Genomic DNA, 24,883 nt, shown 5'->3' with positions numbered 1-24,883 from the left:
ATGCCGGATCAAGTCCGGCATGACCGAGAAGAGGTTTTTATCCTGAAACAAGTTCCGTCGTGTTTGTAGCCCTTACCGCGCCTTCAATGCGCGGCTTTGCCACCCTGGCTCGCCATTGCCATGCGCGAGGCACTGATCAAAAGCTTGCGTTCGGCGCGTTCCTGCTGTGGCGTGCGATTGTAGATTTCGCGATAACACTTGGAGAAATGCGAGGCAGACACGAAACCGCAGGCAACGGCGACTTCCACCACCGGCATGGCCGACTGCACGAGCAGATGGCGGGCGCGGTCGAGGCGGATTTCAAGGTAATAGCGGGCGGGTGAGCGGCCCATTTCCTGCCGGAAAAGACGTTCCACCTGCCGGCGCGACAGATCGGCGGCGTCGGCTATATCGAGCAGCGACAGCGGTTCGGCGAGATTGCCTTCCATCAGCTCGATGATCGACAGGACCTTGCTGTTTTGCACGCCGAGGCGGGCGCGCAGCGGCAGGCGCTGGCGGTCGTTCGGGCTGCGGACCCGGTCGGTCAATTGCTGTTCGCAGACGCGGTTGACGAGGTTCTCGCCGAAATCCTGGCCGATCAGGCTCAGCATCATGTCCAGCGAGGCCGTACCGCCGGCACAGGTATAGATGTTGCTGTCGACTTCGAAGAGGTCGGCGTAGACTTCCACCTGCGGGAAAGCCTCGGAGAAGCCCGGCAGGTTTTCCCAGTGGATCGCGCAGCGCTTGCCGTTAAGGAGGCCCGCCTGTGCGAGGATATGGGCGGCGGTACAGAGGCTGCCGATGGCGATGCCGCGATTATAGGCTTCGCGCAGCCAGGCATTGACTGACTTGTTGATGTGTTGATCCACATCGATGCCCGAACAGATGATCGCCATTTCCGGGCGGTTTTCGCCGCTGACGTATCGCCGTTCGTCGGCAAGACAGGTATCGACCTCAAGACAGATGCCGCTTGACGACATGACCTTCTGGCCGTCGAGTGAGGAGAGGCGCCATTCATAGGCGGCATAACCCAACATTCGGTTGGCGATGCGAAGCGTTTCAACCGCTGCGGCGAACGGCAGCATGGTAAATTGCGGAATGAGAAAAAAGACGATTGAGCGTTTCTTCTGGGAGTTTCTGCTCATTTGCCCGTGCTCCGTTGCGAATACGCAATTCCTCCCTTGGAATTGGTCTTCTGGATGTCCTGATTACGACATCTTTAACGAAAAATACGCCTCGGAATCGGAGCTGTCAAAAAATAGCTTTTGAAATATGCAAATTTTGCGACAAGCCCTTAAAACGGGCGGTGTGTCGCATGCAAAACAGGCAGGTATATTTGCGCCTTTCGTCATGTAACTCAGGGTCGTCCGTGGTGGCTCGCAACACATTTATTGGTTGCGAGCCATCGGCCGGCCATCATTTGCGGAGGGCGCGTATGCGGGTGGTGTCGGCTGTCGGCCATCCGATATCCTTCAATGTTTCAGGCGGCAGCGCCTCCAGTGCACGCAGCATTCTTTCGCGGCGCCATTCTGCATAACGGGCGGACAAATGGCCGGACAGGCGATCAAGCCAGCCGCTGGGCGACGGGCGGAGTGAAGAGCGGTTCGTCACCGGCAGATAATGTATCATGGTCATGTCTTTGATCCTTTCGTGAACCACGATCCTGTTTATGACTTCGGTATGTGCTCGCCCTTCCCATCAGGCAAGCGAATGAATCTTATGTCATTCATCAATGTCGGGAATGAATTGATGGCCGCGACCGTGGGAGCATTTCAGTCCGTGCCATGGTGTTGCTTCATTTCCCGCGGGGCTCATCCGCCCCGTTTATCAATGTCCCGGATGGTGCGCGCTTGTTGACATTCAATCAAACGAAATGATATCCATCTATAAATCAAAATATTTGAAGGTGCGTGCCATGACCGTGACTTTCCGCCAACCGCTGCCGTTGCTGGATAACGACATATTGAGAACCTTCGTCGCCATTGCCGAAACGGGGAATTTTTCCACCGCCGCGGAAGTCGTGTTCAGAACGCCCTCGGCCGTTTCCATGCAGATCAAGAAGCTCGAAGAGCAGTTGAAGACGACGCTTTTCCTGCGCGATGCCCGCTCGGTCACGTTGACGGCGCATGGCGAGACGCTTCTGACCTATGCGCGGCGCATGATTGCGCTTTCCAATGAGGCGGTGTCACGTTTCGTCATGCCGGAACTCTCCGGCGTCGTGCGGCTCGGCGCGCCCGAGGATATTGGCGAGCGCGGCCTGCTGCCCGGCATTCTCAAGCGTTTTGCCGATGTTTTCCCCGGCATCATGATCGATGTCACCATTGATTCCAGTTCCAATCTCTACAAGCGCATGGACGAGCAGCGGCTTGACCTTGCCCTCGTGAACTGCGCTTCGCACCCGCTGCGGGACACGGGCGAGGTGCTGATGCGCGAACGTCTCGTCTGGGCGGGCGCCAAATGCGGCACGGCCTATCTGCGCGATCCGCTACCGATCTCGATCTGGGAAGAGGGCTGCATCTGGCGCTCGGAGGCGATCGTTTCGCTGGAAAAGCGCGGGCGCAATTTCCGGGTGGCCTATCTCAGCGGCCATACCATGGCACAGCGCGCGGCGATTGCCGCTGATCTCGCCATTGCGCCGCTGCCCCGCTCCTATGTGCAGAATGACATGGTCATTCTGGGCGAAAAGGAAGGGCTGCCGGAGCTTGGCTCTTTCGATATTCGTCTGATCATGGGCGACAAGGCGTCGCGTCCGGTTCTTGCTGTTGCGGAGAGCATCCGCAATGCCTTTGTCGAGGTCGCCAAGGCCGCTTAGGTCAGAGGTCCGCGCGACGGCATCGCCCGTCGCGCCGTGTTGAAGGCGGCTTTCAGCCAGCCATCGAATCTGCTGGCGCCGACCTGCCTGTATCACCGGTCTGCCAGCTTCCGCGGCTGACCAGCCAGTCGGCGGAAGTCTGCAATCCGCCAAAGGGGAAGACGTGGACCTGCTGGATCGGCCCCTGCGGATTGGCCTGCCAGTGCCGTTCGATCGGCCCGACGATGCTGTCAGGCGAATGGCCTCTGGCCAGCGTCGTCAGGGAAAGCGCGTTTTTCTTGAGATAGGCGATGGAATTGCCGACACCGCAGAGTGCTGCATATTTCAGCAGCGTCGTGATCTTGGCCGGGCCGGAAACGCCGATATGCACCGGCAGATCGATGCCTGATGCGGCAAGGCCTTCCGCCCAGGCGATGAAACGGGCGGGATCGAAACCGAACTGGGTGACGATGCGCATTTCGGCATCGCTTCTTTCGGCGAAGTCGCGTTTCAGCTTCAGGGCGGCCATGGCCGTCTCTTCACTGAAATCGGGGCTGCCTTCGGGGTGGCCGGCGATTGCGATCTTTTTGATGCCGTAACGGTCGAAAATGCCCGACGACAGCATGTCCATGCTGGAAGCGAAAGGACCAGCCGGCCTGTCGACGCCACCGCCGACAACCAGAACATCCGTAACATCAGCTTCACCCGCCAGCCGCTTGACCTGCTCCTCAAACTCCACGCGCGAGGGGATGCGGCGCGCTGCAAGATGTGGCACCGGTTCATAACCGAGATCGCGCAGATGTGTGGCGGCATCCACCAGCTTTTCCTGCGAGGCGGCTCCCGTGTCGGTCAGATAGACGCGGACACCCCGAGGAAATATCCCGGCGAGGCTTGCCGGGCCGAGTACCTGCGCGGGCGAGGCTTCGATGGAGGCGGGGATGAGGGAGGTGGCGGAAATATCGGGCAATTTGTGCGTGTTCCTTTTTATTACCATGCACCGTTTTTCTGCCGAAGTCTGTGCCTGTTGCGGCAAGACAGGCTTGCATCTGCGACGAGGCTTGGCTGCAAGTGCCTGCGCGGGGTTTCACCAGATCCGTTTCGTCAGGCCGTTCCACAGCCATGTCCAGATCGGTGGCGGAAAGCGCAGCACCGATTTTCCGGGTGAGGGCGGCTGTGGCGCCAGGCTGCCGGACAGGGCGTCTTCTATGGCGCTGACGGCGATATCCACCGAGGCGGCGGTCAAAAGCAGCGGATAGGTGGCGATGGTGTCGGACGGCGAGGGTTTCAGCCGTTTTTCATAAAGCGTGGCGCCGGTATCCACGCCCTTGTCGACCAGATGCACGGTCGCGCCAAAATTGCCGCGATCCTTTTCCACCAGCGCCCAATAACCGCCCATCTGGCCGCGATAGGCGGGATTGATGCCGGCGTGGAAATTGATGACCGGGCATTGCAGGGCCCGCAGCGTCGCCGGCGTCAACAGGCGGCAGGAAATGGTGAAGATCACCGCCGGTTTCAGCAGATTGGCGGCGTTGTGGCATTCTTCATCGTTCAGCGAGGTGAAGTGCGTGACAGGAAGGCCGTGATGGAGATCGGGAGACAGACCGTGTTCGGCGATGATCTCATGGCTTCTTCGGGCCGTGAAGCGTTTACCGAGGCGGGATGCAACCATCGTCGCTATCTGGCCCGCGGCGGCAAACCAGCCGAGCCGTCGTGCCCGGCGCTTGAGAATGGCCGATTTGTTTTCCGGCTGTTCCATGAAGACGTGGATATCGGCAAAGCGCGCGGCCAACGCGTTGATCATGACGTTAGGGTTCACGCCACCTGCGGTCATCACCAGAAGCCGATTGTTGATGTCAGTCATATCACCCACGGAATTTTCCTAAGCCACGATCCTGGCGCCGAGTTTCCCTCGCGAACTTCAAAACCCTGTTAATTTTCATCGACAGGATTTTTTGAAATGCAGCGGGAACCGTTTTTTCGGACTCACGTTATTGTGACGCATATCACATTGGCGCTTGCCTTTGGACGGCAAGTCATAGGGGAGTAGTTTCACATGATCACACGTATTCTTTCGACCGTTTTCGTGGCTTTGCTGACTGTCGTCACCCTCAGCTCCTGCGGTAACACCATTCGCGGCATGGGCCGGGATACGGCGAACGCCGTTGACGCCACACAGGATGCCGGTCGCAGCGTGGACCGCGCAGCGCGTCGTTAATCAAGGCTCCCCTCCCGGAAAGGCGTTACCCGAAAAGTCGGGTGACGCCTTTTCTTTGACCGAATTTCCCTGCGAATGTTCGCCCGACAAGAATCAAAGGGGCGGGCATGATCGTATCGATGAAGAAACTGGCGCAGTTGCTGCTGCCATTGTTGCTGCCGTTTTCGGCTGAGGCAGGCGCGCAGCCGGATTTCTGCAAGATCATCGACCATGCCGGCGGCCGTTACACCGTGTGCAGTTTCGACCCGGCAAAAAACACCATCCGTATCTATGACCAGGATCATGTCTCCGGGCAGGGATATCGGAACTTTGCCGATCTCTCTTCAGCTTTGTGGCGCCAGCACATGTTCAGCGTCTTCGCCATGAATGGCGGCATGTATCATTCCGACTATTCGCCCGTTGGCCTCTTCGTCGAAAACGGCGTGGAGCGCTCACCGATCAGCACGCGGGGCGGCTGGGGAAATTTCCACCTCCTGCCGAATGGCGTTTTTTATCTGAAAGACAATGCGGCCGGGGTGCTGGACACGGAGGCCTATCTGGCCGCGGACCCGAAACCCGATTTCGCCACCCAGTCCGGGCCGATGCTGGTGATCGACGGCAAGCTGCATCCGCGCTTCCTGCCCGATAGCGACAGTCTGAAACGCCGCAACGGCGTTGGTATCTCTCGCGACGGCGTGGTGCATTTCGCAATTTCGGAAACGACCGTCCGCTTCTATGATTTCGGCACGCTGTTCAGGGATGTGCTGGATGCGCCTAATGCGCTTTATCTCGACGGCACGATATCCAGCGTCGATATTCCCGCAATGAACCGCCGGGACCAGCTGTTTCCCATGGGGCCGATCATCGCCGTCGTCGACAGGGTGCCGGACTAGCCGGAAGGATCAGATCGGCGCTTTGGGATAGGCTTTTTCGAGACCGGCCGATGCCGTCAGCCCCTTGCGGAAGGCGAGATAGGCGGGATGCTGGCTCGCTTTGGCAATTTCCGTGATGCGGATCTGCAGGCGGGCAGGGGCATTGCCGCCCAGCCACTCACCGGCCGTTTCCAGTTTCAGGCTGTTGAGGAAACGGGCGCTTGTCTGCTGGTCGAGATAAAGATTGAGGCCAGTCAGCAGATTTTCATCCTGCAGGGCGTTTTCCATCAACAGCAACACCCACGCCTTGTCTTCGCTTGTCAGCGCGGTGAGTTTCGACGCGACCGTCTCGCGGTCGGGAAAAGAGGATGCCTGCTGCATGGAAAGACTCGCGCCGTTATCATTGCCATCGTCGATAAAGCAGCGCTGGCGGCCTTTCAAGACGCGGTGCTTCAGCGGAAGAAATTCGACTACAACGTGCTGGCAGCAAGGGTTTTCAACAGGGGTTTGTAGGAAAGCTTTAAAAAACGGTTACACTTTAGCCTAAATTGCGGCGAAGCCCCAACCAGTGCCGTTTCGGGCCTTCTGCTAACACCTTGTTTTTTCATGGACCTATGCACGAGACGAATGGCAGCTTGTCGAAAACGCCTTCATTTAGCCGCTTTTTGTATTTGCGTTTGCTTCCGGATTTTAATAAATGCTTGCCTCAACGGGCCGGGTCTTGAAGATCCCCCTGAGAGTGAATAGCTGGAGTAATCATGGAAGAAACCGCTCAGAAATCCTGCTGGGGCGTTACCATTCGCGCACTTGCAGGCTTTGCCGCATTTCTCGCATTGACGTACATTTTTGGCAGCCCATAAGCCTCTCTCCTGAATGACAGGTTTTGAAACAGCACGGTTTTCCTTTGGAAACCGTGCTGTTTTCGTTTCCGGGACGTTCATGTCGCAGCTGCAAAAGCCGGTGACGCTCTTTTGTGGCGATCCGCTCCAGCTTTGGATATGATATGCAGGAATCCATTACGCAGGGTAAGCTTCATGTTTCTTTCGGTCTTCGACGTCTTCAAGATCGGTATCGGTCCTTCCAGTTCCCATACGATGGGGCCGATGACGGCTGCCAACCGTTTTCTGGGGCTGATCCTCAGCGATGAGTGGCCGCGGCCGTCGGGTGCGGCCGTTACGCAGCTGAAGGTCAGCCTGCACGGGTCTCTTGCCTTTACCGGCATCGGCCACGGCACCGGGCGCGCCGTCGTTCTCGGTCTCACCGGCGAGCGGCCGGACCTTGTCGATCCCGATGCGATGGACGCTATCATCGAGGCGGTGGAAAAGGCGGGCACGGTAACGCCGCCCGGCCACCCGTCCTATGTGTTCCGCCCGGCCGAGGATCTGGTCTTCGACAAGAAGAACCCGCTGCCCGGCCATGCCAACGGCATGACCTTTTCCGCCTTCGACAATCAGGGCAGGCTGCTGGTGAAGCGCATCTATTATTCCGTTGGCGGCGGTTTCGTCGTGACCGATACGGAACTGGAGGCGATCAAGCAGCGTGGCAAGACCATCGATAACGGCCCGCGCGTGCCTTATCCTTTCGCGACCGCCCGGGAAATGCTCGATATGGCTGCCCGTTCCGGCCGCACCATCGCCCAGATGAAGCGCGCCAACGAGGAAACGGTGTTGTCTCGCGACGAGCTGAACGAGCGGATCGACCAGATATGGGACGCGATGAACGGCTGCATCGAGCGCGGCCTGAAGGTGGATGGCATCATGCCCGGAGGCCTCAAGGTGCGCCGCCGCGCCCGCTCGATCTATGAGAAACTCAATGAGGAATGGCGCAGCAACCGGCTCAACCCGGTCATGGCGAATGACTGGCTCAGCGTTTACGCCATGGCGGTGAACGAAGAGAATGCCGCCGGTGGCCGCGTCGTTACTGCGCCGACCAATGGTGCGGCGGGCGTCGTTCCGGCCACGGTCAGATATTTCCGGCATTTCCATGAGGATGCGACGGTTGACGACGTGCGTGACTTTCTGCTGACTGCCGCTGCGATCGGCGGCATCATCAAGCACAATGCCTCGATATCGGGCGCGGAAGTGGGCTGTCAGGGCGAAGTCGGATCGGCGGCAGCCATGGCGGCGGCAGGTCTTGCGGCGGTCATGGGTGGTTCGCCCGAACAGGTGGAGAATGCCGCTGAAATCGCGCTTGAACATCACCTCGGCATGACCTGCGATCCGATTGCCGGCCTCGTGCAGGTGCCCTGCATCGAGCGTAACGCGCTCGGCGCCGTCAAGGCGGTAACAGCCGCCTCGCTGGCGCTGAAGGGCGACGGACAACATTTCGTGCCGCTGGATGCCTGTATCGAGACCATGCGCCAGACCGGCAACGACATGAGCGAAAAATACAAGGAAACCTCCACCGGCGGCCTCGCTGTCAACGTTGTGGAGTGCTGAGCGGGCAGGGCGGCAGGCTTCGTCCAGATGCTTGACGCCCGTCGCAAAAAGGCATTGATAGGGGCATGCCTCTACATCTCATTAAACTCTGCGTCGGTGCGGACTCCCTTCAGGATTTGAGGGAGTGGGTGGCGCATCGCTCCCTGACCGCAATTGCCGCTGGCCTTGAGCCACATAGCGTTCACACCACCCGGATGATCCCGAAACGGGTCGAGGAGCTGCTGGAAGGCGGTTCGCTCTATTGGGTCATCAAGGGACAGGTGCAGGCGCGGCAGAAGCTGCTCGATATCCGCTCCTTCAAGGGGGAAGACGGCATTACCCGCTGCGACCTCATTCTCGGCCCCGAGGTGATCGAGACCTCGCCCGCGCCAAAACGGCCGTTTCAGGGCTGGCGCTACCTGAAGGACGACGAGGCGCCACGCGATCTCGGTGGCGGCGGTGGTGGGGAAGACATGCCCCTGGACCTCAGGCGGGAACTGGCCGAGCTTGGTTTGCTCTGACGTTCCATGGATGAAAACGAAATCCTTGTGTCGCCGGCCGAGTCGATGGTGTCCTGAAAGCTATCCTCCGTCATGCTCGGGCCTGTCCCGAGCATCTGCGACGTCTCGATTGAGTTGGACGTGATCAGATCCTCGGGACAGGCCCGAGGATGACGTCGAGTGTCAGGTGTTTATCGGCAAATAAAAAGCCGGCCCCTCGCGGAGCCGGCTTTTTATTTGGGGAGACGGAGACGGTATGCTGTCGGGCTTGCCCCGGCTTACCGGATGCCGCCAACCGCAGCGGTGGCGCGGCCATCCTGAATTTTCACCCAGCGGCCCGGATTGGCCGTGTCCTGGCGCTTCAGGTAGGTATATTCGGTTTCCGACCAGTTCATGACCTTGTTGCGCATGTTGTCGAGAACGAAATCGCCACGGTCTGTGCGGACGGTCAGAACGGCGTGGCCTTCGCCATTCGGCTGCAGAACGACTGTGATCAGCAGGTTGGAGGGGGAGAAGCCCTTGTTCATCAGCATCTTGCGCTTCAGAAGCACGAAGTCTTCGCAATCGCCGACGGTGGTGGGATAGGCCCAGCGCTCTTCAACGCCATAGATTTCCATGTCGGTCATCGGCGTGATCGTGGTGTTGACGGTGTAGTTGACGTCGAGCATCGTCTTCCAGCGCTCTTCGGTCAGCTGCATCGGGCCATTGTCCAGCGAGGTCGGCTGGCATTCGCTCTGATAGGTCTGGCAGAATTCATAGTGGCCGATCGGCGGATTGGCCTTGCCGATCACGCGCATGACCGCGGCCGGCGAAGCGCTTGCCTGATGGGCGAAGGCGCTGACGATGAATGCGATCAGAGTGAATACGAAACGGTTGTTCTTGTTCATTGCTTGTCTCCCCGTGGTGAGGAGACATTCGCAGTTATATTTTGAGCCGACGGAAATTTAGGCGGGGCAATTTGAGCTTAAATTTCAGCAAATTAGCGGCTATTTTGAATTGTATTTGAGTGAGTTTTTACGCGTTTTTGAGCCAAGTTTTATTACAATTTTACGCATTCCCGTCTTAGGCTTTTGGTAGTCATCTAGACCGCTGGATTTAAAGCGGTTTTCCACGCCCCGCGATTTTTTCGGTCGCATGCGGTCGGCTGGCGGGGCCTGGCGAAGATGTGATTTCCCGTTTTGGGATGCGTGTTTCAGGCTGGAACAGTCTGAAAAGGGCGGCGAAAAAACTTCAAAAAAATCGCATTTTTCTTGGAAAAATCTTTGAAAGCCGGTTTTTGTGGCCGCCCGGGGCGGTTATCCAGGCCGATCTGGTGCGCAGCTGGCCCTCATAATCGCGTTTTCCGATCGGCACGCCGCGCATGCGCTGGATGTCGTAGGCAGTCACGGCATGGAAATGGAAGTTCGGCAGCGACTACGAGAGAATGAAGGTTTCCGAGGTGAAGCGGAGCTTTCGCGCGCCGATCTTTGCGTCTTATGCTGCCGCAACGGAAGATATAGCCCAGCACAGCCGGAGATACTCTCAATTATGAGGCCATGGTGAAGGGCACTGCGCGCTGAAAATGCCGCGCACAGGTTCAGGGCGCGAAAACGCGCCGCATCTGTTGGAATGTTCTAGAGGAACTCGATCAGCGCGTCGGGCGATTGTACCCGGTCGAACTCGACCGCGACGCCTTCCATGAAGTGGCGCACGATCTTGCCGCTCATGTTCTTGCCCAGCTGGACGCGGGTGCCGAGAGGCGGCCGGTTTTCGATTTCGATGGCTGCACCCGACAGGGAAAGGTCGATCAGCCGGCAGGCGACGAGTACGCCGTCTTCCAGAACGAGTTGCGCTTTTGCGTTGCGCGGCGTCAGACGGTCGTGGCGGCGGTCTTCCGGCAAGCCGAGCAGCTGGCGTTTGGCGATCCATGCCAGCTGGGCGGCTAGTTTTTCCCGCTTGCGCTCCGGCGCGTTGATGACGATGAGGAAACCCGCCGGGGTCAGGGCCGTCACCGTGCCTTCGATCCGGCCGATATGCTGGAGATAGGCGATGACGCGGTCACCATTGCGGGCCATGCCCGAGCAGGTGAACTGCGCGCGTTCGGCGGTCATCTCGGTCGCGGTGCAATCATATTCCTCATGGTCGGGCAACATCAGGCGGCCGGTGAAGGACACGCGGACGGCGTCGTCGAGGTGGGCTTCCTCAACCGGGCGCAGGATTTGGGCGGTGTTGACCGAACGGGACGAGAACATGAGCAGCGCAATTATAATGAATGATGATGGTGAGTTTCTACATTGCGCGAGTTAACAGACTGTATTCTTTAATCTCTACAATTCTTCTGATCGGTAAAATCGTTACAGCTTTGACCTATTTTTATAAAAATTCTGCGGCAGCGGTAACCCTGCGGCCTGGGCATGCGTGGCGGGACGGGCCGTCAGAAGCGTCCCGCAAATGGCGCGGAGGCGGTTTCCATGTCTGTCTGATATTTTGATGGCGCGATGTCCATGCGCAGCAGGCGGCTGCTTTTCATCGACAGGTAACGGATGGGTGCCGCGAATTCTTGGCGCGGCCGTTCGGGAAGCAGGGCGCCCAGCAGCCGCGGGGCGGCGCCGGCATCCGTGCGCAATGGCAAAAGCAGCATTTCGAATGCCAATGGTGCTGCGCCATAATCGTCTTCCGCTTCGACATCGAAGACAACAGGCAATTGATGTTGCAGGATGCCGCGCGCCACCCGGCAGGGGAAGGTGGCATTTGCCTGATGCCACAGCTCCGAAAACGGCCGGTCGCGCAATTCCCGGCCGAACAGGTCGCAGAGGCGCGTGCCCGCAAGGCGGAAGAGAGGTGTGGCCTCTCCCTTGTCCGTCAGGATGAAAAGGTCGCCAAGATGGGTTTTGAGTTTTGCGGGATTGATATCCTCGCGACGTGGCGCGGGTCTGCTGCCGCGCAATTCATCCCAATAGGCATATAAGTCCAGTCCGGCCATGCTTTTCATAGCATTTCTCCATGTTCGTTTTTGGGACATCATGTCCATCCGAACGTCTGTAATTCTACCTGTAGCGATTTTCGTGCCAACCGGATTTGTTAAGGTTAACAAATGGTTGAGATTGCCTCGCGGTCATGGTCGTGGCATCCGTGCCGCCATGTCGGGGGAATGCTCCCTTCAGCACAATTGATGGCGCCGCCTGCTATTCCACGGGTGCGCCGACAAGCCGGACCGCCCGTGGCCCGGCGCTCGAACCCGTTACGGTTCGGCGTCGCGTGCTACAAGGGCGGGACGGCTTTTTTTTCGTTCGGGCTTCCTATATTGCTCGGGGAACACCAATTTCGACCAAGACAGGGATGGGATCATGTCCTATGAGGACGGCGAACAGCCGCCGGTTTCGGAAACGCCGGAACCGAAAGACGACACGAACAATCCCGTCTTCAACCTGCCAGGGCTGCTCGTCGGCATATTGGCAGCGCTGGTCATAGCTTATGTGGTTCCCGCCTATCTTCTGTCGGAGGAAGGTGAGCGCTGGTTCATCTTCACCTTCGGCTTCATTCCGTTGCGTTATGCTACGCCTTTTTCCCAACAGGGGCTGGAATGGCTCTGGACACCGGTGACTTATTCTTTCCTGCATGGCGGCGTCGAGCATATTCTCTTCAACGGCCTGTGGCTGATGGCCTTCGGCGCGCCGGTTCTGCGCCGGATCGGAACAGTGCGCTTCGTGCTGTTATGGTGCATTTCCGCCGCCGTTTCGGCCTTTGGTCATGCGGCGTTGAACTGGGGTGATGCCACGGTGCTGATCGGTGCCTCCGGCGTCGTTTCGGCGCTAATGGGGGCAGCCTGTCGCTTTGCCTTTCCCGCGCGCGGTGGCTACAGCGCCTCCTTCGGCCATCTGATGCCGCGGCAGAGCATTCTTGCGGCACTTTCCAACCGCACCGTGATGATCTTCACGCTGATGTGGCTGTTCGGCAATGTGCTGATTGCCGTGGGCGTGCCGCTGTTCGGCGATGTCGGCGGGCAGATCGCCTGGGATGCGCATGTCTTCGGCTTTCTGCTGGGTTTCCTGTTCTTCGGCCTTTTCGATCGTCCGTCACGTTAAGCCGATCACGCTCCTTGTCGGCCGCGACGCAAATTTGCTTTTGCGCGTCCCATCCGGGATTGCATTCATGCGGGCCTCAGCGCACCATGGCTGATGATTTGCAACCGCCGGAGGAGGCTGCGGCGTGGTGCGGATTGCCGATAAGAGGAGGAAGAAATGCCAACATTCGTAAAGGATCTTCTCGACCGCAAGGGCCGGGACGTCGTGACTGTCGGTCCGGACGTCAGCATCGGCGAGGCGGCAGGAACGCTGCATACGCACAAGATCGGTTCCGTCGTCGTGACCGATGGCGATGGCGTGGTTCTCGGTATCTTCACGGAACGCGATCTGGTGAAGGCCGTGGCGGGCCAGGGTGCCGCTTCCCTCCTGCAATCCGTGTCGGTGGCCATGACCAAGAACGTCATTCGCTGTCATCACAATTCCACCACCGATGAGCTGATGGAAATCATGACGGGCGGACGCTTCAGGCATGTCCCGGTTGAAGAGAACGGCCGTCTTGCCGGTATCATCTCCATCGGTGACGTGGTGAAGGCGCGGATCGGCGAGATCGAAGCCGAAGCGGAGCATATCAAGGCCTATATTGCCGGGTGAGGTTCTTCTGGCGTCGGCGGTGTACGATTTTAGATGTTTGGTGATAGGCAAGGATTTCTGATCGCGAGGCGTCTCACTTCCCTCATTCCTGTGCTTGTCACAGGAATCTAGTCAGCCCAAGTCCTTGGGCTGAGCGGAGTTCTTCCCGCCACGCAGACGCGCGTCTGCTGGATTCCTGTGACAAGCACAGGAATGGGGGGGGGGCGGGGGTCTCGCGCGCTAGCGCCGGAATGCCTGCTGCATGCGCTCGAGTTCCGGAATACGCGCACGCGTTTCCTGATATCCGCGGTCGATGGCTTCGCTGGCGCGATGGAATTCCGACAGGCCGATATCGTTGATGCGCGGATGCAGCATCAGATCGGGCGGATCGCCGGCCAGGCGCGAGCGCGAAATCCTGTCCTGAATGATGTTGAAGGCCTGTACCATGACGCCCGGCAGGCCGGGACGCGGCGCGGTTTCCGCGGGCGGTATGCCGCCGCCATGTGGTGAGGACGCGTGTTTGACCACGGCGGAACGGCCGAAAAGATCGTAATTGAGGTTTACCGCAACGACCAGCGCCTGCTCATAGGCGCGGCAAACGGAAACGGGCACGGGATTGACAAGCGCGCCGTCAATCAGGGTGCGGCCGTTGCATAACACGGGCTCGAAGATGCCGGGCAGCGCATAGGACGAGCGCAGCGCGGTGACGAGATCGCCCTGGTGGATCCAGACCTCGTGGCCGGTGCGCAGTTCCGTGGCGACGGCGATGAAGGGGTGGTCGAGGTTTTCGACACGCAGGCCTTCCAGATGTTCCTGCATGCGCTTGGTCAGCCGCATACCGCCAAAGAGGCCACCGCCACCGATCGTCAGGTCGAGCAGGCCGGCAATGCGGCGCATCGTCAGCGACCGTGCGAATTCCTCCAGTTCATCGAGCTTGCCGGCGAGATAACAACCGCCCACAAGCGCGCCGATCGAGGTGCCGGCGATCATGCCGATCTTCACGCCCGCTTCGTCCAGCGCCCGCAGCACGCCGATATGGGCCCAGCCGCGCGCCGCACCGCCGCCAAGAGCGAGCGCAATGCGGTGCTTGTCGACGATCTGGGTGACGGGCGGCTCATTGCCGGTGGCTTCGGGATTTCCAGCCGCAAGCTGATTGTGACGATTTCCCCATCCCAACATGACCGCACTCCCTGCCAGTTCCACGAGGCTCCACCCTATCCCCGGAGCCTGCTATATTGGTAGCAAATTGGTGCGGCCGATGGAAGGTGGCCGTTTATGTGTCGGAATAGGTGGTGGCCGGATCGAAATGGCGGGTATCGTCGGTGATTTTCGTCACAGCATCGTCGTTGGAGAGCTCGACAGTGCGGTAAAAGCATGAGCGGCGGCCGGTATGGCAGGTCGCATCATGGCCGGCGACGGAGACCTTCAGCCATACGGCATCCTGATCACAATCGGTGCGGAATTCCTTCACCGTCTGCAGGTTGCCGGAGGTTTCGCCCTTCTTCCAGATCTTGTCGCGGGAGCGGCTGTAATAATGCGCGATGCCGGTCTCGAGCGTCAGCGACAGGGCTTCCGCATTCATGTGCGCTACCATCAGCAATTCGCCATCGCGCGCATCGGTAACCACGGCGGTGACGAGGCCATGGGCATCGAATTTCGGCGAAAAGAGACCTGCGTTTTCGAGCACTTCCTTGTCCGCAGGCGCGGACGGAAAGGGAATGGACATGGCGACCCCGGGGAGAAAAGCGGAAGGTTTCAGAGCGGCGGAGACAATAGAATCAGTCCGCCACTCCAAAATTTGTCTGAGCAGCGGGTTTCAGGAAACCCGCGCTACACTTTCCGGTCCGATGCTTAGCGGTTCCGCACCATGGTCATGAAGCGTACCTGCTCGGCCGGGTCGTTCTTGAACGTGCCGGTGAAGCTGGTGGTCAGCGTCGTGGACCCTTGCTTGTTTACGCCGCGCATGGACATGCACATATGTTCGGCGTCGATCATGACGGCCACGCCACGCGGTTTGAGCGTTTCTTCGATCGATCTTGCGATCTGCGCCGTCATGTTTTCCTGCGTCTGCAGGCGGCGGCCGAAGATTTCGACGACGCGGGCGATCTTCGACAGGCCAAGCACGCGGCCAGCCGGAAGATAGGCGACATGCGCCTTGCCGACGATCGGCACCATATGGTGCTCGCAATGGGAGAAGAACGGGATGTCGCGCACCAGCACTACATCGTCATAACCGCCGACTTCCTCGAAGGTCGTGCCAAGCACGTCCTGAACATTCAGCTCATAACCGGCAAAAAGCTCGCGATAGGCCTTGGCGACGCGCTTGGGCGTATCCAGAAGCCCTTCGCGGGCGGGATTTTCTCCTGCCCAGCGCAGGAGAACGCGCACGGCTTCTTCCGCTTCGGCCTGGCTTGGGCGAGCTTCGGCCACGTCTGGTTTTGCGCCAGCGCCGGGGAAATTCTTCACGATCGCATCCATTCCGTCTCTCCCGATGCGGGTAAAGGCCGCACCTGAATTCGTTTTTCATCGCGAACTCATGTTCGCAGCTGCTGCTATCTGGTTGTTTTACAGCATTTTGGCAAGGCCGATGCTGTTTTTTCGGTATCGGAGCCGTTAATTTGATCACGGCTTGATGTCCAGAAAGCTCGTTAGCATATAATGAGAATGAAGGGCAGGAAAGCTTCACTGCGACGAACGCTGTGTTTGAAAAATCTGACCTGTCCCGTTTTGGGCATTTTGAGCGCGCCGGACACTTTCGATGGATGATATCTACAATAATCGCATTCTTGAATTTGCCGGGAATATTCCACTGACGGGAATTCTCGAGGATGCCGATGCCAGTGCTGAAAAACACTCGCGATTATGCGGCTCTAAACTCAAGGTCTATCTGAAGGTCGAAGACGGCACCGTGACGGCTTTTTCGCATGAAGTCCGTGCATGCGCACTGGGGCAGGCCTCGGCCTCCATCATGGCGCATCACATTGTCGGGGCTTCCACCGGCGAAATCCGGCAGGCGCGGGAAGATATGCTCGCCATGCTGAAACAGGACGGTGAAGGGCCGACGGGCCGTTTTGCGGATATGCGCGTGCTTTTGCCGGTCAGGGATTTCAAGGCGCGTCACGCTTCCACCATGCTGACCTTCGAGGCGGTGGTCGATGCGCTCGACCAGATCGAAGGCCGGCCGGCTCTCAACGTTGCGGGTTAGCCGATGTGCGGCGAACCGGGCTGCCGGCACCAGCAGACAGCGGTGAAAACCGGGCGATCCCGCAACTGGGCGGGCAGCTTCGTCAGGACACCGGGACGGCTTTTCGGCGTCGGCTTTATCAGGCTGTATCAGCTCACGCTGTCGGGCTTCGTTGGCAATTCCTGCCGCCACATCCCCACCTGTTCCGAATATGGCTATGAGGCGATTGCCCGCCACGGGCTGTGGGCCGGCGGCTGGATGACGTTGTTTCGTGTGGCGCGTTGCGGCCCTGGCGGCACCAGCGGGCTGGACCCGGTGCCGGAAGAACTCGATGGCAGCAAACGCTGGTGGATGCCGTGGCGTTACTGGAGCCGACATCGATGAATGACTATGTGGCCCTGCTGCACAGCATCGTGCTTGGCCCCGGCAAGCGGCTCGTCATGGCCGATCTCAGGGCGCTGGCGGAAGAGCTGGGATTTGCAGAATGCAGGACACTTGTCGCGACCGGAAATCTGGTTTTTCGCACTGAGGCGGTACCTGTTCGCGAGATTGAGGACAGGCTGGAGCGTGCCTTTGAGGCCCGTTTCGGCAAACATGTCGATATTCTCGTTCGTTCGGGTAGTGACTGGCTGAAACTGGCGGCGGACAACCCGTTTCCGCACGGCAATCCGCCTGACGTCTGCGTTCGGGTCATGCGGGAGCCGCTGGACGGGAACGTTCTTGGACTATTTGATAAGTCCCGTCAGCGGGAAGAGGTTGCCGTGGTCGGCGGTGACCTGTGGATCGATTTTCAGGGGAAACCGAGCGAGAGCCGGCTGCTGTCGGTCCTGACCACCAAAAGGCTTGGTATCGGCACGACCCGCAACGCCAATACGGTCAATGGTCTCGCGGAAATGCTTCGCTGAACTGCCCTTCACCTTTGACTGCAATGGCAAAAGCCTTTATCAGCCTGCCTGTCCGCTTGTCGCGGGCAAATCATTATTCCAACACCACCCGCATTCGTTGGCGGGACTGGACAGGAGCACGAGACGATGTCTGAAGCCATTTCCCTTACATTTCCCGATGGATCCGTGCGCAGCTACCCCGCCGGCACGACCGGCCGTGAGGTCGCCGAATCCATCTCCAAATCGCTTGCCAAGAAGGCCGTCGCCATTGCGCTTGACGGCACCGTGCGCGATTTGTCCGAGACCATCACCGATGGCAAAATAGAGATCGTCACGCGTGAAGACGGCCGTGCGCTGGAGCTCATCCGCCACGATGCCGCTCACGTCATGGCGGAAGCCGTGCAGGAACTGTGGCCCGGTACGCAGGTGACGATCGGTCCCGTCATCGAGAACGGCTTTTATTACGACTTCGCCAAGAACGAACCCTTCACGCCGGAAGATCTGCCGAAGATCGAAAAGCGGATGAAGGAAATCATTCAGCGCAACAAGCCGTTTACCCGCGAAATCTGGTCGCGCGAAAAGGCCAGGCAAGTTTTCGCCGCCAAGGGCGAGAACTACAAGGTCGAACTCGTGGACGCGATCCCGGAAGGTCAGGACCTGAAGATCTATTATCAGGGCGACTGGTTCGATCTTTGCCGTGGCCCGCATATGGCCTCCACGGGCCAGATCGGCACGGCCTTCAAGCTGATGAAGGTGGCTGGCGCTTACTGGCGTGGTGACAGCAACAATGCGATGCTGTCGCGCATTTACGGCACCGCCTGGGCAACGCAGGAAGAGCTGGACAATTATCTCCATATTCTCGCCGAAGCTGAAAAGCGCGACCATCGCCGCCTCGGCCGTGAAATGGACCTGTTCCATTTCCAGGAAGAAGGTCCGGGCGTCGTGTTTTGGCACGGCAAGGGCTGGCGCATGTTCCAGACGCTGACGGCCTATATGCGCCGCCGGCTCGCCAATACCTATCAGGAAGTCAACGCGCCGCAGGTGCTGGACAAATCGCTGTGGGAAACCTCCGGTCACTGGGGCTGGTATCAGGAAAACATGTTCGCGGTGAAATCCGCCCATGCCTTTACCCATCCCGATGACGAGGAAGCCGATCAGCGTGTGTTTGCGCTCAAGCCGATGAACTGCCCCGGCCACGTGCAGATCTTCAAGCATGGCTTGAAGTCTTACCGCGAAATGCCGGTGCGTCTTGCAGAATTCGGCAACGTGCATCGTTATGAGGCATCGGGTGCGCTGCACGGCCTGATGCGCGTTCGCGGCTTTACGCAGGACGATGCGCATGTCTTCTGCACGGAAGAGCAGATGGCGGCGGAATGCCTGCGCATCAACGATCTGATCCTCTCGGTCTATGAGGATTTCGGCTTCAGCGAAGTCGTCGTCAAACTCTCCACGCGCCCGGAAAAGCGCGTCGGTTCCGACGATCTGTGGGATCGCGCCGAAAGCGTGATGCTGGAGGTTCTTGATACCATCGAGGAACAGTCCGAAGGCCGCATCAAGACCGGTATCCTGCCGGGCGAGGGTGCGTTCTACGGGCCGAAGTTCGAATATACGCTGAAGGACGCCATCGGCCGTGAATGGCAGTGCGGCACGACGCAGGTGGACTTCAACCTGCCGGAACGTTTTGGCGCCTTCTATATCGACCAGAATTCGGAAAAGACGCAGCCGGTGATGATCCATCGCGCCATCTGCGGCTCCATGGAGCGCTTCCTCGGTATCCTGATCGAGAACTTCGCCGGCCATATGCCGCTGTGGTTCGCGCCGCTTCAGGTGGTTGTCGCCACCATCACCTCGGATGCGGATGACTACGGCCGCGAGGTTGCCGAAGCGCTGCGCGAGGCGGGCATGGCGGTGGAAACCGACTTCCGCAACGAGAAGATCAACTACAAGGTCCGCGAACATTCGGTGACCAAGGTTCCGGTCATCATCGTCTGTGGCCGCAAGGAAGCGGAAGAGCGCAGCGTCAACATCCGTCGTCTCGGTTCGCAGAACCAGACGTCGATGTCGCTCGAAGAAGCGATTGCAAGCCTCGTGGACGAGGCGACGCCGCCGGATGTCAAGCGCAAGCTTGCTGCGAAAAAGCAGGTTGCCTGATAACAGTTACGGCCCCTTCGGGGGCCGTTTTGTTTGCGGGCAAAGCTCTCTTCCGTCATGCTCGGGCTTGTCCCGAGCATCTGCAACGTCTCGATTGAATTGGACGTGTTTAGATCCTTGGGACAAGCCCAAGGATGACGTCGCGCGTAAGGCAGAGAGTCACCATCCTCAAGGCCGAGGATGATTTCAAGAGTGGCGAAACCTATTCAAAATCCCCGGTCATGTCTTCCGGCGCCTGGTCCTTCATCAGCACTTCCACATCCGAATCCCGGCCGGACGTGACCTTGAAGTTGCGCTGGTAGACCTTGTCCTTGTTGCGGGCGATGGCGGTATATTCGCCTTCCGCAAGCACCATGGTGGAGAAGGCACTGACGCTTTCATTGACCACGTCGCCGCCGCCGTTCAGCACCGACCAGGCCGTATCGGCAATGGCCTCACCACCCGCTTCGGACACGAGCTTGAGAGTGATCTGTGCTGCCTGATGCTGCAGCGTCGCTTCGGTCAGCTTGCCGGCTTCGACCTGGATATCGGCGCGCACCACCGCGTTGACGTTGCCATATTCGGAAACCACATGATAGGTGCCGGCATTCAGCCGCACGATGGTGTTGGGCTTGATATCGGCCATCACGAGGCCGCGTTCGCCATCCGGACGGGCGTCGGAGGAATAGACGGAGAATTTCAGCTGGTTGCCGGAAATCTGCTTGTCGGAGCCTGCAACGGCGTTCAGCACGAAGCCGCCGGCATCGAGGATCAGCACCTGTTTCTGGACATTGCCGGAGGCCGGCACGTTGAGCTTCTTGGTGACGCCCGCCCGGCCGAAGGCGACGTTGACGAAATATTCGCCGGGCACGAGATGGAACTGCGCCGAACCGCCCTCGGAGCTTGCCAGCATCGGCAGCTTGCCGTCAGTGCCGGGAATGGGGCTGAAGACACGCCATGAAAGGCCTTCCTTCACCGCTTCGCCTTCGCTCGTCAACTTCGCTTCCATCGCGATGTCGCGGGCGGTGCTTGTCGGGGCATTGGGAGCGGAGGGGGCAGTGAAAGCGTTGAGTTTCGGCATTTTCGGCGTGCCGCCGAGCTGCTTGAAGTCTTTAAAGGCGTCCTGCGACAAGGCTACCTGCGATAAAACGCCGATCGCGGCGAACGCAATGACCAGACGTGCCGCGATTTTGATTGCCGACATTTTCGATACCGATTGACTTCTTGATTTTCCCGGATCACTTCAAAACCAATGCCGTGGCTATTTCAAGGCCCTAGTTTCTCGATGACAGCAGAATGGAAGATATTTGACCATGACCAGCGATATCAAGCTCCTCGATTATCTCAAGGTTCGCCGCTCCATACCGGCCCTGCAACTCAGCGAACCCGGACCTTCGAAAGGTGAAATCGAGGAAATCCTGCGCCTTGCCGTGCGCGTGCCCGACCACGGCAAGCTCGCCCCCTGGCGTTTCGTGGTTTATCGCGGGGAGGAGCGGGTGCGTCTCGGCGAGACGGCGCTCAGGATCGCGCTCGAAAAAAATCCCGATCTTGATCTGCAGCAGCAGGAAGCGGAGCGTACGCGCTTCACCCGCGCGCCTGTTGTCATCGCCGTCATCAGCACCGCAAAACCGCATTTCAAGATTCCCGAATGGGAGCAGATCATGTCCGCCGGTGCCGTTTGCCTCAACGTCATCTTCGCGGCCAATGCCAATGGTTTTGCGGCGAACTGGCTGACGGAATGGCTTGCTTTCGATCCGGCGTTCCTTGCGGAGATCGGCGTCAGCGCGGAAGAAAAGGTCGCGGGTTATATCCACATCGGCTCGACGACATTTCCGCCGGTGGAGCGACCACGGCCGGAGCTTGCCGACGTCGTTACCTGGGTCGGGGATGTCTGATGTTCTACACGACCGACACCAACCAGCACGGCCTGCCGCATGATCCGTTCAAGGCGATCGTCGCGCCACGGCCGATCGGCTGGATCGGCTCGAAGGGCAGGGAGGGCGTCTTGAACCTCTCGCCCTATTCCTTCTTCAACGCGATTTCGGACCGGCCGAAGCTCGTCATGTTTTCCTCGAGCGGCAGGAAAGACAGCCTGCGCAACGTCGAGGAAACCGGCGTTTTCACCGCCAATCTCGTCAGCCGCCATCTGGTCGACCGTATGAATGCCTCTTCCGCGCCGGTCGCTTATGATGTCGATGAATTCGCCCTTGCCGGTCTCACCGCCGTTGACGGGAGGGTGGTTGATGCACCCTTCGTGCGTGAGGCACTGGCGGTTCTGGAGTGCCGTGTAACGCAGATCCAGCAGCTCACCGATATCGACGGCAAACCGACCGAATCGTGGATGGTGATCGGGCAGGTCATGGCGATCCATATCGATGAGACGATCATCCGTGATGGTCGCATCGACATGGGGCTTGCGCGTCCCGTGGCGCGCATGGGCTATATGGATTACTGCGATGGCGGCAGCGATGTATTCCAGCTGCAGCGTCCCTCTGCTGCACCATCAGTATAATCCTTCGCCGGCAAGGGTTAAATTTTATGGTGAACCAAACGTAAACCATTTGCGCCTAGAGTTTTATACATGGTGGCGGCAATGATGCCGTCATCCATTGTATGAATGTGTTTCGAGGCTCATGTGATCGTACAGGCATTTCTTCGCTGGTCTGAAAAGGCCGGATCGGGCGAGCGGGCAAAAGCCGCCAATGCGCTCGGCCGTGCCTATCTGCAGGCCGGCATGGCGCGGGAGAACCGCGATGCCGCCTATATGGCGATGACCTATCTGCTGGATGATCCTTCACCGCGTGTGCGGCTGGCACTTGCCGAGGCGCTGGCGGATGCCGACGATGCGCCGCGCGCCATTCTCGTTTCGCTTGCCGAAGACCAGCCGGAAATCGCCTGCACGGTGATTGCCCGTTCGCCGGTTCTCGGTGAGGCCGATCTGGTTGATCTCGCCGGGCGCGGCGAAAGCCTGACGCGCTCCCTCATCGCCGCAAGGCCGGGCCTGCCGCGCGGTGTCTGCGCCGCACTCGCCGAAGTCGGGGATCTGCCGGAAACTCTCATCCTGCTTGAAAATGACGATGCTTTCATCACGCCGTTTTCGCTGCGGCGCATTGCCGAGCGTCACGGTTCGGATGCCGATATTCGCGACCTTCTGCTTCGCCGTGAGGCGCTGCCTGCCGACGCGCGCCACCTGTTGATGGGCCGCATCAGCGAGGCGCTGGCGGGCTCTGCGCTGGTTCATGCGATGATTGCCCGTAACCGCGCCGACAGTCTTTTCCGGGAAGCGGAAGATTCCGCCACCATTCTCATCGCTGCCGGTGTTTCTTCACCGGAACTGCCGGCGCTGGTGGAGCATCTTCGCCAGCGGCTGGAACTGACGCCGGCGCTGCTCATCCATGCCGTCTGTTCGGGTCGGCTGGAGTTCTTCACGGCGGCGATGGTCAATCTCTCCGGTCTCGATGATCGCAAGGTGCGCGCCATTCTGGCAACCGGGCGGCCGCATGCGCTGAAGGCCCTGTTCCAGTCGATCGGTCTTTTGGGTGATGTCGTCGATGTCTTCATCGAGGCGACGCTGATGTGGCGCCGCGCCGCCCGCTCGCAGCTTTCGGAGGCCGCGGCTTCCGTCTCGGCCGAATTGCTGGCGCATTTCCGTGACGTGAGCGGTTCCGAAACGCTTTTCGAACTGCTGCATGCTGTGCGCAAGCTGTCCATTGCGGAAGAGCGCCAGAAGGCGCGGTATTATGCGGAAGCGCTTTCGGTTGAGGCGGCGTGAGGTCGGGTTAATTTTCGGCTGCTACAAATCGCATGGGTGTCATAATTTTCCCGGGGGGGGGATCCTCTCATCCTCATCCCTGTGCTCGTCACAGGGAGAGTCCTTCCAGCCCAAGTCCTTGGGCTGGAAGGACTCTCCCTGCCGCGCAGACGCGCGTCGACTGGATTCCTGTGACAAGCACAGGAATGAGGGAAGATTGGTTGCCCGCAATCACTTATCGAATCGCTTGGCAATCCACGAATAGCTGTTCTCGACCATCCTCACCGGCGTCCCCAGGAAATGCTTTATGCCCTCGGTGGAAGGAAGGATGCGGCTGACGCGGCCGATCGCCTGTTTTGTGAGGCTTTCCTCTTCCTTCGGCGTCACCTCTGCCGTTGCCTGCTGTGCATCGGCTGCTGCGGCAGCAGGGGGCTGCGTGCCGGCCGTCTGCGGGGTCTGCTCGCCCGGTGTCTGGCACACGGCCACCACGACCGGATAGGAGGCGTTGGCGAAGCGTTCCAGCTCCTTTTCCGACACGGCGTCGCACAGTTCTATGCTCGTCCAGCGCTGCTGCGAAGTGGCGAGGTAATGGCAATCGGTGGCGCTGTCATCGCAGCCAAGGAAGGTCATGAGAACGAGGGCTGTTTTCATGGGGTGTGTTGCCTCTGTCGGGAATAATGCTCTAGAAACTCATCTATCCCGATTGCAGTGACATTACGACGAAATACGCATTTTTTGAAAGAAAGCAGGCATCGCATTGGCAACCGAAATCAAGCTTGAAACGCCGCGCCAGGAAGCCGTTCTGCGCCTCATCGATCTCTCCAACGCCTATATGGCCTCGCTTTACCCCGCCGAGAGCAATCACCTGGTCGATATCGGCGCGCTAGAGAAGGACAATGTTTCGTTTTTTGTCGCCCGGCATGACGGCCACGTCGTCGGCTGCGGTGCGCTGGTGGAGGCGGGTGACGGCACGGCGGAGGTGAAGCGCATGTTCGTTGATCCCGAGGCGCGGGGATTGCGGATCGGCAAGCTCATCATGGATACGCTTGTTGCGCGCGGCGCGGAACTTGGTCTTTCCGCCATCCGGCTTGAAACCGGCATCAGCCAGCCGGAGGCGATCGGTCTATATCGCAAGGCGGGGTTTGTGGAGATCGAGGCCTTTGCGCCCTATAAGCCCGATCCGCTCAGCCTGTTCATGGAGAAGGCGCTTTAAGGGCCAAGGCACGGCTTGATCGCAGAGCCGGTGACGGGGAGGTTTGCGGTGCAGCCGCATCCGCTCAACGTCACCCCGGACTAGTTCCGGGGTCCTGTGTATTGGAGTTATGGTATAAGGGTTGCGGGCGGAAGGCCGTCGGGGTCCTGGTCGATTGAGACCGTTTGCTGGCTTTGGCCTCCGCCCGCTCTTGATAATCCCAACCTGAACAGTTGACAGAGGCCGTGAGCGCGGACCTCGTAGCACAGGATGAGGCTTGCCATGGTACACCCTGTTTACATCGGATGCGACGTTGCAAAAGCACATCTCGATCTTTTCGACGCCGCAACCCAGA

The 24,883-nt window shown here is 59.2% G+C and carries 29 protein-coding genes; 15 read left to right on the top strand and 14 right to left on the bottom strand.

Going from position 1 to position 24,883, the window contains the following annotated elements; all coding sequences use genetic code 11:
• Nucleotides 1-83 precede the first annotated feature (83 nt).
• Entirely contained in the window at nucleotides 84-1,124 is a 1,041-nt protein-coding gene (locus tag O8B93_RS22325; protein ID WP_269712084.1) for a GlxA family transcriptional regulator, read from the bottom strand.
• 271 nt (nucleotides 1,125-1,395) lie between these two features.
• Entirely contained in the window at nucleotides 1,396-1,614 is a 219-nt protein-coding gene (locus tag O8B93_RS22320) for a hypothetical protein (protein WP_269712083.1), read from the bottom strand.
• A 238-nt stretch (nucleotides 1,615-1,852) separates the two neighbouring features.
• Between O8B93_RS22320 and O8B93_RS22315 the strand changes: the two genes are divergently transcribed.
• Complete coding sequence (locus O8B93_RS22315; protein ID WP_269712082.1) at nucleotides 1,853-2,791, top strand: LysR family transcriptional regulator; 939 nt, start codon at nucleotides 1,853-1,855, stop codon at nucleotides 2,789-2,791.
• 52 nt (nucleotides 2,792-2,843) lie between these two features.
• On the opposite strand, the gene O8B93_RS22310 is transcribed toward O8B93_RS22315, so the two are convergent.
• Nucleotides 2,844-3,764 carry a methylenetetrahydrofolate reductase gene (locus O8B93_RS22310; RefSeq protein ID WP_269712081.1) on the bottom strand — a complete coding sequence of 307 codons (921 nt, stop codon included), beginning with the start codon at nucleotides 3,762-3,764 and terminating at the stop codon, nucleotides 2,844-2,846.
• Nucleotides 3,765-3,854: 90 nt separating this feature from the next.
• Nucleotides 3,855-4,631, bottom strand: a complete 777-nt coding sequence (locus O8B93_RS22305) for a formyl transferase (protein ID WP_269712149.1) — start codon at nucleotides 4,629-4,631, stop codon at nucleotides 3,855-3,857.
• A 192-nt stretch (nucleotides 4,632-4,823) separates the two neighbouring features.
• Between O8B93_RS22305 and O8B93_RS22300 the strand changes: the two genes are divergently transcribed.
• Nucleotides 4,824-4,985: an entericidin domain-containing protein gene (locus tag O8B93_RS22300; protein ID WP_004442283.1), complete on the top strand. Its 162-nt coding sequence runs from the start codon at nucleotides 4,824-4,826 to the stop codon at nucleotides 4,983-4,985.
• Nucleotides 4,986-5,104: 119 nt separating this feature from the next.
• The gene (locus O8B93_RS22295) at nucleotides 5,105-5,857 is read left to right on the top strand and encodes a phosphodiester glycosidase family protein (protein ID WP_405049082.1); all 753 of its coding nucleotides are present in this window, start codon (nucleotides 5,105-5,107) and stop codon (nucleotides 5,855-5,857) included.
• Between the two features lie 9 nt (nucleotides 5,858-5,866).
• Here O8B93_RS22295 and O8B93_RS22290 read toward each other — a convergent pair whose 3' ends face one another.
• On the bottom strand, nucleotides 5,867-6,217 hold the full coding sequence (locus O8B93_RS22290; protein ID WP_269712079.1) for a hypothetical protein: 351 nt from the start codon (nucleotides 6,215-6,217) through the stop codon (nucleotides 5,867-5,869).
• A gap of 653 nt (nucleotides 6,218-6,870) precedes the next feature.
• On the opposite strand from O8B93_RS22290, the gene O8B93_RS22285 reads away from it, so the two are divergent.
• Both O8B93_RS22285 and O8B93_RS22280 read left to right on the top strand, forming a co-directional pair.
• Nucleotides 6,871-8,274, top strand: a complete 1,404-nt coding sequence (locus O8B93_RS22285) for an L-serine ammonia-lyase (protein WP_269712078.1) — start codon at nucleotides 6,871-6,873, stop codon at nucleotides 8,272-8,274.
• Nucleotides 8,275-8,339: 65 nt separating this feature from the next.
• Nucleotides 8,340-8,774, top strand: coding sequence for a DUF1489 family protein (locus O8B93_RS22280; protein ID WP_269712077.1), 435 nt, complete (start codon nucleotides 8,340-8,342; stop codon nucleotides 8,772-8,774).
• A 257-nt stretch (nucleotides 8,775-9,031) separates the two neighbouring features.
• Here O8B93_RS22280 and O8B93_RS22275 read toward each other — a convergent pair whose 3' ends face one another.
• From O8B93_RS22275 to O8B93_RS22260, 4 genes are all read right to left on the bottom strand, one after another.
• On the bottom strand, nucleotides 9,032-9,640 hold the full coding sequence (locus O8B93_RS22275; protein WP_111808699.1) for a transglutaminase-like cysteine peptidase: 609 nt from the start codon (nucleotides 9,638-9,640) through the stop codon (nucleotides 9,032-9,034).
• Nucleotides 9,641-9,983: 343 nt separating this feature from the next.
• The gene (locus tag O8B93_RS22270; protein ID WP_269712148.1) at nucleotides 9,984-10,163 is read right to left on the bottom strand and encodes a DUF1993 family protein; all 180 of its coding nucleotides are present in this window, start codon (nucleotides 10,161-10,163) and stop codon (nucleotides 9,984-9,986) included.
• Nucleotides 10,164-10,366: 203 nt separating this feature from the next.
• On the bottom strand, nucleotides 10,367-10,984 hold the full coding sequence (locus O8B93_RS22265) for a PilZ domain-containing protein (protein ID WP_269712076.1): 618 nt from the start codon (nucleotides 10,982-10,984) through the stop codon (nucleotides 10,367-10,369).
• Between the two features lie 182 nt (nucleotides 10,985-11,166).
• Nucleotides 11,167-11,724, bottom strand: coding sequence for a PAS domain-containing protein (locus tag O8B93_RS22260; protein WP_269712075.1), 558 nt, complete (start codon nucleotides 11,722-11,724; stop codon nucleotides 11,167-11,169).
• 355 nt (nucleotides 11,725-12,079) lie between these two features.
• Here O8B93_RS22260 and O8B93_RS22255 point away from each other — a divergent pair, with 355 nt between their 5' ends.
• Entirely contained in the window at nucleotides 12,080-12,817 is a 738-nt protein-coding gene (locus O8B93_RS22255; protein ID WP_269712074.1) for a rhomboid family intramembrane serine protease, read from the top strand.
• A 156-nt stretch (nucleotides 12,818-12,973) separates the two neighbouring features.
• A complete protein-coding gene (locus tag O8B93_RS22250; protein ID WP_269712073.1) occupies nucleotides 12,974-13,408 on the top strand; it encodes a CBS domain-containing protein in 435 nt (144 codons plus the stop codon).
• Between the two features lie 219 nt (nucleotides 13,409-13,627).
• Here O8B93_RS22250 and O8B93_RS22245 read toward each other — a convergent pair whose 3' ends face one another.
• From O8B93_RS22245 to folE, 3 genes are all read right to left on the bottom strand, one after another.
• The gene (locus tag O8B93_RS22245) at nucleotides 13,628-14,566 is read right to left on the bottom strand and encodes a patatin-like phospholipase family protein (protein ID WP_269712072.1); all 939 of its coding nucleotides are present in this window, start codon (nucleotides 14,564-14,566) and stop codon (nucleotides 13,628-13,630) included.
• A gap of 94 nt (nucleotides 14,567-14,660) precedes the next feature.
• On the bottom strand, nucleotides 14,661-15,113 hold the full coding sequence (hisI, locus tag O8B93_RS22240) for a phosphoribosyl-AMP cyclohydrolase (RefSeq protein ID WP_269712071.1): 453 nt from the start codon (nucleotides 15,111-15,113) through the stop codon (nucleotides 14,661-14,663).
• Between the two features lie 125 nt (nucleotides 15,114-15,238).
• Entirely contained in the window at nucleotides 15,239-15,865 is a 627-nt protein-coding gene (folE, locus tag O8B93_RS22235; protein WP_003495569.1) for a GTP cyclohydrolase I FolE, read from the bottom strand.
• A gap of 280 nt (nucleotides 15,866-16,145) precedes the next feature.
• Here folE and O8B93_RS22230 point away from each other — a divergent pair, with 280 nt between their 5' ends.
• The 4 genes from O8B93_RS22230 (at nucleotide 16,146) to thrS (ending at nucleotide 19,606) form a co-directional block, all read left to right on the top strand.
• On the top strand, nucleotides 16,146-16,592 hold the full coding sequence (locus tag O8B93_RS22230) for an iron-sulfur cluster assembly scaffold protein (protein WP_269712070.1): 447 nt from the start codon (nucleotides 16,146-16,148) through the stop codon (nucleotides 16,590-16,592).
• Nucleotides 16,593-16,595: 3 nt separating this feature from the next.
• Nucleotides 16,596-16,955, top strand: a complete 360-nt coding sequence (gene yidD / locus O8B93_RS22225) for a membrane protein insertion efficiency factor YidD (RefSeq protein WP_269712069.1) — start codon at nucleotides 16,596-16,598, stop codon at nucleotides 16,953-16,955.
• Nucleotides 16,952-17,476 carry a DUF1697 domain-containing protein gene (locus O8B93_RS22220; protein WP_269712068.1) on the top strand — a complete coding sequence of 175 codons (525 nt, stop codon included), beginning with the start codon at nucleotides 16,952-16,954 and terminating at the stop codon, nucleotides 17,474-17,476. The genes yidD and O8B93_RS22220 overlap by 4 nt, the downstream gene beginning before the upstream one ends.
• 126 nt (nucleotides 17,477-17,602) lie before the next feature.
• Nucleotides 17,603-19,606 carry a threonine--tRNA ligase gene (gene thrS, locus O8B93_RS22215; protein ID WP_269712067.1) on the top strand — a complete coding sequence of 668 codons (2,004 nt, stop codon included), beginning with the start codon at nucleotides 17,603-17,605 and terminating at the stop codon, nucleotides 19,604-19,606.
• A gap of 202 nt (nucleotides 19,607-19,808) precedes the next feature.
• Here thrS and O8B93_RS22210 read toward each other — a convergent pair whose 3' ends face one another.
• Nucleotides 19,809-20,789, bottom strand: coding sequence for a hypothetical protein (locus O8B93_RS22210; RefSeq protein ID WP_269712066.1), 981 nt, complete (start codon nucleotides 20,787-20,789; stop codon nucleotides 19,809-19,811).
• A 109-nt stretch (nucleotides 20,790-20,898) separates the two neighbouring features.
• On the opposite strand from O8B93_RS22210, the gene O8B93_RS22205 reads away from it, so the two are divergent.
• From O8B93_RS22205 to O8B93_RS22195, 3 genes are all read left to right on the top strand, one after another.
• On the top strand, nucleotides 20,899-21,480 hold the full coding sequence (locus O8B93_RS22205) for a nitroreductase family protein (protein ID WP_269712065.1): 582 nt from the start codon (nucleotides 20,899-20,901) through the stop codon (nucleotides 21,478-21,480).
• Nucleotides 21,480-22,097, top strand: a complete 618-nt coding sequence (locus O8B93_RS22200; RefSeq protein WP_269712064.1) for a flavin reductase family protein — start codon at nucleotides 21,480-21,482, stop codon at nucleotides 22,095-22,097. The genes O8B93_RS22205 and O8B93_RS22200 overlap by 1 nt, the downstream gene beginning before the upstream one ends.
• A 105-nt stretch (nucleotides 22,098-22,202) precedes the next feature.
• Nucleotides 22,203-23,357 (top strand): DUF2336 domain-containing protein, encoded by a 1,155-nt coding sequence (locus O8B93_RS22195; RefSeq protein ID WP_269712063.1) that lies wholly within the window; start codon nucleotides 22,203-22,205, stop codon nucleotides 23,355-23,357.
• A 210-nt stretch (nucleotides 23,358-23,567) separates the two neighbouring features.
• Here O8B93_RS22195 and O8B93_RS22190 read toward each other — a convergent pair whose 3' ends face one another.
• A complete protein-coding gene (locus O8B93_RS22190) occupies nucleotides 23,568-23,987 on the bottom strand; it encodes a hypothetical protein (RefSeq protein WP_269712062.1) in 420 nt (139 codons plus the stop codon).
• 106 nt (nucleotides 23,988-24,093) lie between these two features.
• Between O8B93_RS22190 and O8B93_RS22185 the strand changes: the two genes are divergently transcribed.
• A complete protein-coding gene (locus O8B93_RS22185) occupies nucleotides 24,094-24,549 on the top strand; it encodes a GNAT family N-acetyltransferase (RefSeq protein WP_269712061.1) in 456 nt (151 codons plus the stop codon).
• Nucleotides 24,550-24,883: the final 334 nt, after the last annotated feature.

The sequence above is a fragment of the Martinezella rhizogenes genome, assembly GCF_027460065.1.
GTDB classification, from domain to species: Bacteria; Pseudomonadota; Alphaproteobacteria; order Rhizobiales; family Rhizobiaceae; genus Agrobacterium; species Agrobacterium rhizogenes_C.
This window is presented reverse-complemented; position numbering and strand designations above follow the sequence as displayed.

What these genes read in the sequence shown, in the direction of transcription:
- O8B93_RS22315 (WP_269712082.1), top strand. Translation starts at nt 1,853, where the DNA reads ATGATATCCATCTATAAATCAAAATATTTGAAGGTGCGTGCCATGACC.
- O8B93_RS22285 (WP_269712078.1), top strand. Translation starts at nt 6,871, where the DNA reads ATGTTTCTTTCGGTCTTCGACGTCTTCAAGATCGGTATCGGTCCTTCC.
- O8B93_RS22295 (WP_405049082.1), top strand. Translation starts at nt 5,105, where the DNA reads ATGAAGAAACTGGCGCAGTTGCTGCTGCCATTGTTGCTGCCGTTTTCG.
- O8B93_RS22260 (WP_269712075.1), bottom strand. Translation starts at nt 11,724, where the DNA reads ATGAAAAGCATGGCCGGACTGGACTTATATGCCTATTGGGATGAATTG.
- O8B93_RS22280 (WP_269712077.1), top strand. Translation starts at nt 8,340, where the DNA reads ATGCCTCTACATCTCATTAAACTCTGCGTCGGTGCGGACTCCCTTCAG.
- O8B93_RS22250 (WP_269712073.1), top strand. Translation starts at nt 12,974, where the DNA reads ATGCCAACATTCGTAAAGGATCTTCTCGACCGCAAGGGCCGGGACGTC.
- O8B93_RS22205 (WP_269712065.1), top strand. Translation starts at nt 20,899, where the DNA reads ATGACCAGCGATATCAAGCTCCTCGATTATCTCAAGGTTCGCCGCTCC.
- folE (WP_003495569.1), bottom strand. Translation starts at nt 15,865, where the DNA reads ATGGATGCGATCGTGAAGAATTTCCCCGGCGCTGGCGCAAAACCAGAC.
- O8B93_RS22320 (WP_269712083.1), bottom strand. Translation starts at nt 1,614, where the DNA reads ATGACCATGATACATTATCTGCCGGTGACGAACCGCTCTTCACTCCGC.
- O8B93_RS22275 (WP_111808699.1), bottom strand. Translation starts at nt 9,640, where the DNA reads ATGAACAAGAACAACCGTTTCGTATTCACTCTGATCGCATTCATCGTC.
- O8B93_RS22325 (WP_269712084.1), bottom strand. Translation starts at nt 1,124, where the DNA reads ATGAGCAGAAACTCCCAGAAGAAACGCTCAATCGTCTTTTTTCTCATT.
- O8B93_RS22245 (WP_269712072.1), bottom strand. Translation starts at nt 14,566, where the DNA reads ATGTTGGGATGGGGAAATCGTCACAATCAGCTTGCGGCTGGAAATCCC.
- O8B93_RS22220 (WP_269712068.1), top strand. Translation starts at nt 16,952, where the DNA reads ATGAATGACTATGTGGCCCTGCTGCACAGCATCGTGCTTGGCCCCGGC.
- O8B93_RS22190 (WP_269712062.1), bottom strand. Translation starts at nt 23,987, where the DNA reads ATGAAAACAGCCCTCGTTCTCATGACCTTCCTTGGCTGCGATGACAGC.
- O8B93_RS22200 (WP_269712064.1), top strand. Translation starts at nt 21,480, where the DNA reads ATGTTCTACACGACCGACACCAACCAGCACGGCCTGCCGCATGATCCG.
- O8B93_RS22265 (WP_269712076.1), bottom strand. Translation starts at nt 10,984, where the DNA reads ATGTTCTCGTCCCGTTCGGTCAACACCGCCCAAATCCTGCGCCCGGTT.
- O8B93_RS22310 (WP_269712081.1), bottom strand. Translation starts at nt 3,764, where the DNA reads ATGGTAATAAAAAGGAACACGCACAAATTGCCCGATATTTCCGCCACC.
- O8B93_RS22305 (WP_269712149.1), bottom strand. Translation starts at nt 4,631, where the DNA reads ATGACTGACATCAACAATCGGCTTCTGGTGATGACCGCAGGTGGCGTG.
- O8B93_RS22230 (WP_269712070.1), top strand. Translation starts at nt 16,146, where the DNA reads ATGGATGATATCTACAATAATCGCATTCTTGAATTTGCCGGGAATATT.
- O8B93_RS22195 (WP_269712063.1), top strand. Translation starts at nt 22,203, where the DNA reads ATGTGTTTCGAGGCTCATGTGATCGTACAGGCATTTCTTCGCTGGTCT.
- O8B93_RS22290 (WP_269712079.1), bottom strand. Translation starts at nt 6,217, where the DNA reads ATGCAGCAGGCATCCTCTTTTCCCGACCGCGAGACGGTCGCGTCGAAA.
- yidD (WP_269712069.1), top strand. Translation starts at nt 16,596, where the DNA reads ATGTGCGGCGAACCGGGCTGCCGGCACCAGCAGACAGCGGTGAAAACC.
- O8B93_RS22210 (WP_269712066.1), bottom strand. Translation starts at nt 20,789, where the DNA reads ATGTCGGCAATCAAAATCGCGGCACGTCTGGTCATTGCGTTCGCCGCG.
- O8B93_RS22255 (WP_269712074.1), top strand. Translation starts at nt 12,080, where the DNA reads ATGTCCTATGAGGACGGCGAACAGCCGCCGGTTTCGGAAACGCCGGAA.
- thrS (WP_269712067.1), top strand. Translation starts at nt 17,603, where the DNA reads ATGTCTGAAGCCATTTCCCTTACATTTCCCGATGGATCCGTGCGCAGC.
- O8B93_RS22300 (WP_004442283.1), top strand. Translation starts at nt 4,824, where the DNA reads ATGATCACACGTATTCTTTCGACCGTTTTCGTGGCTTTGCTGACTGTC.
- hisI (WP_269712071.1), bottom strand. Translation starts at nt 15,113, where the DNA reads ATGTCCATTCCCTTTCCGTCCGCGCCTGCGGACAAGGAAGTGCTCGAA.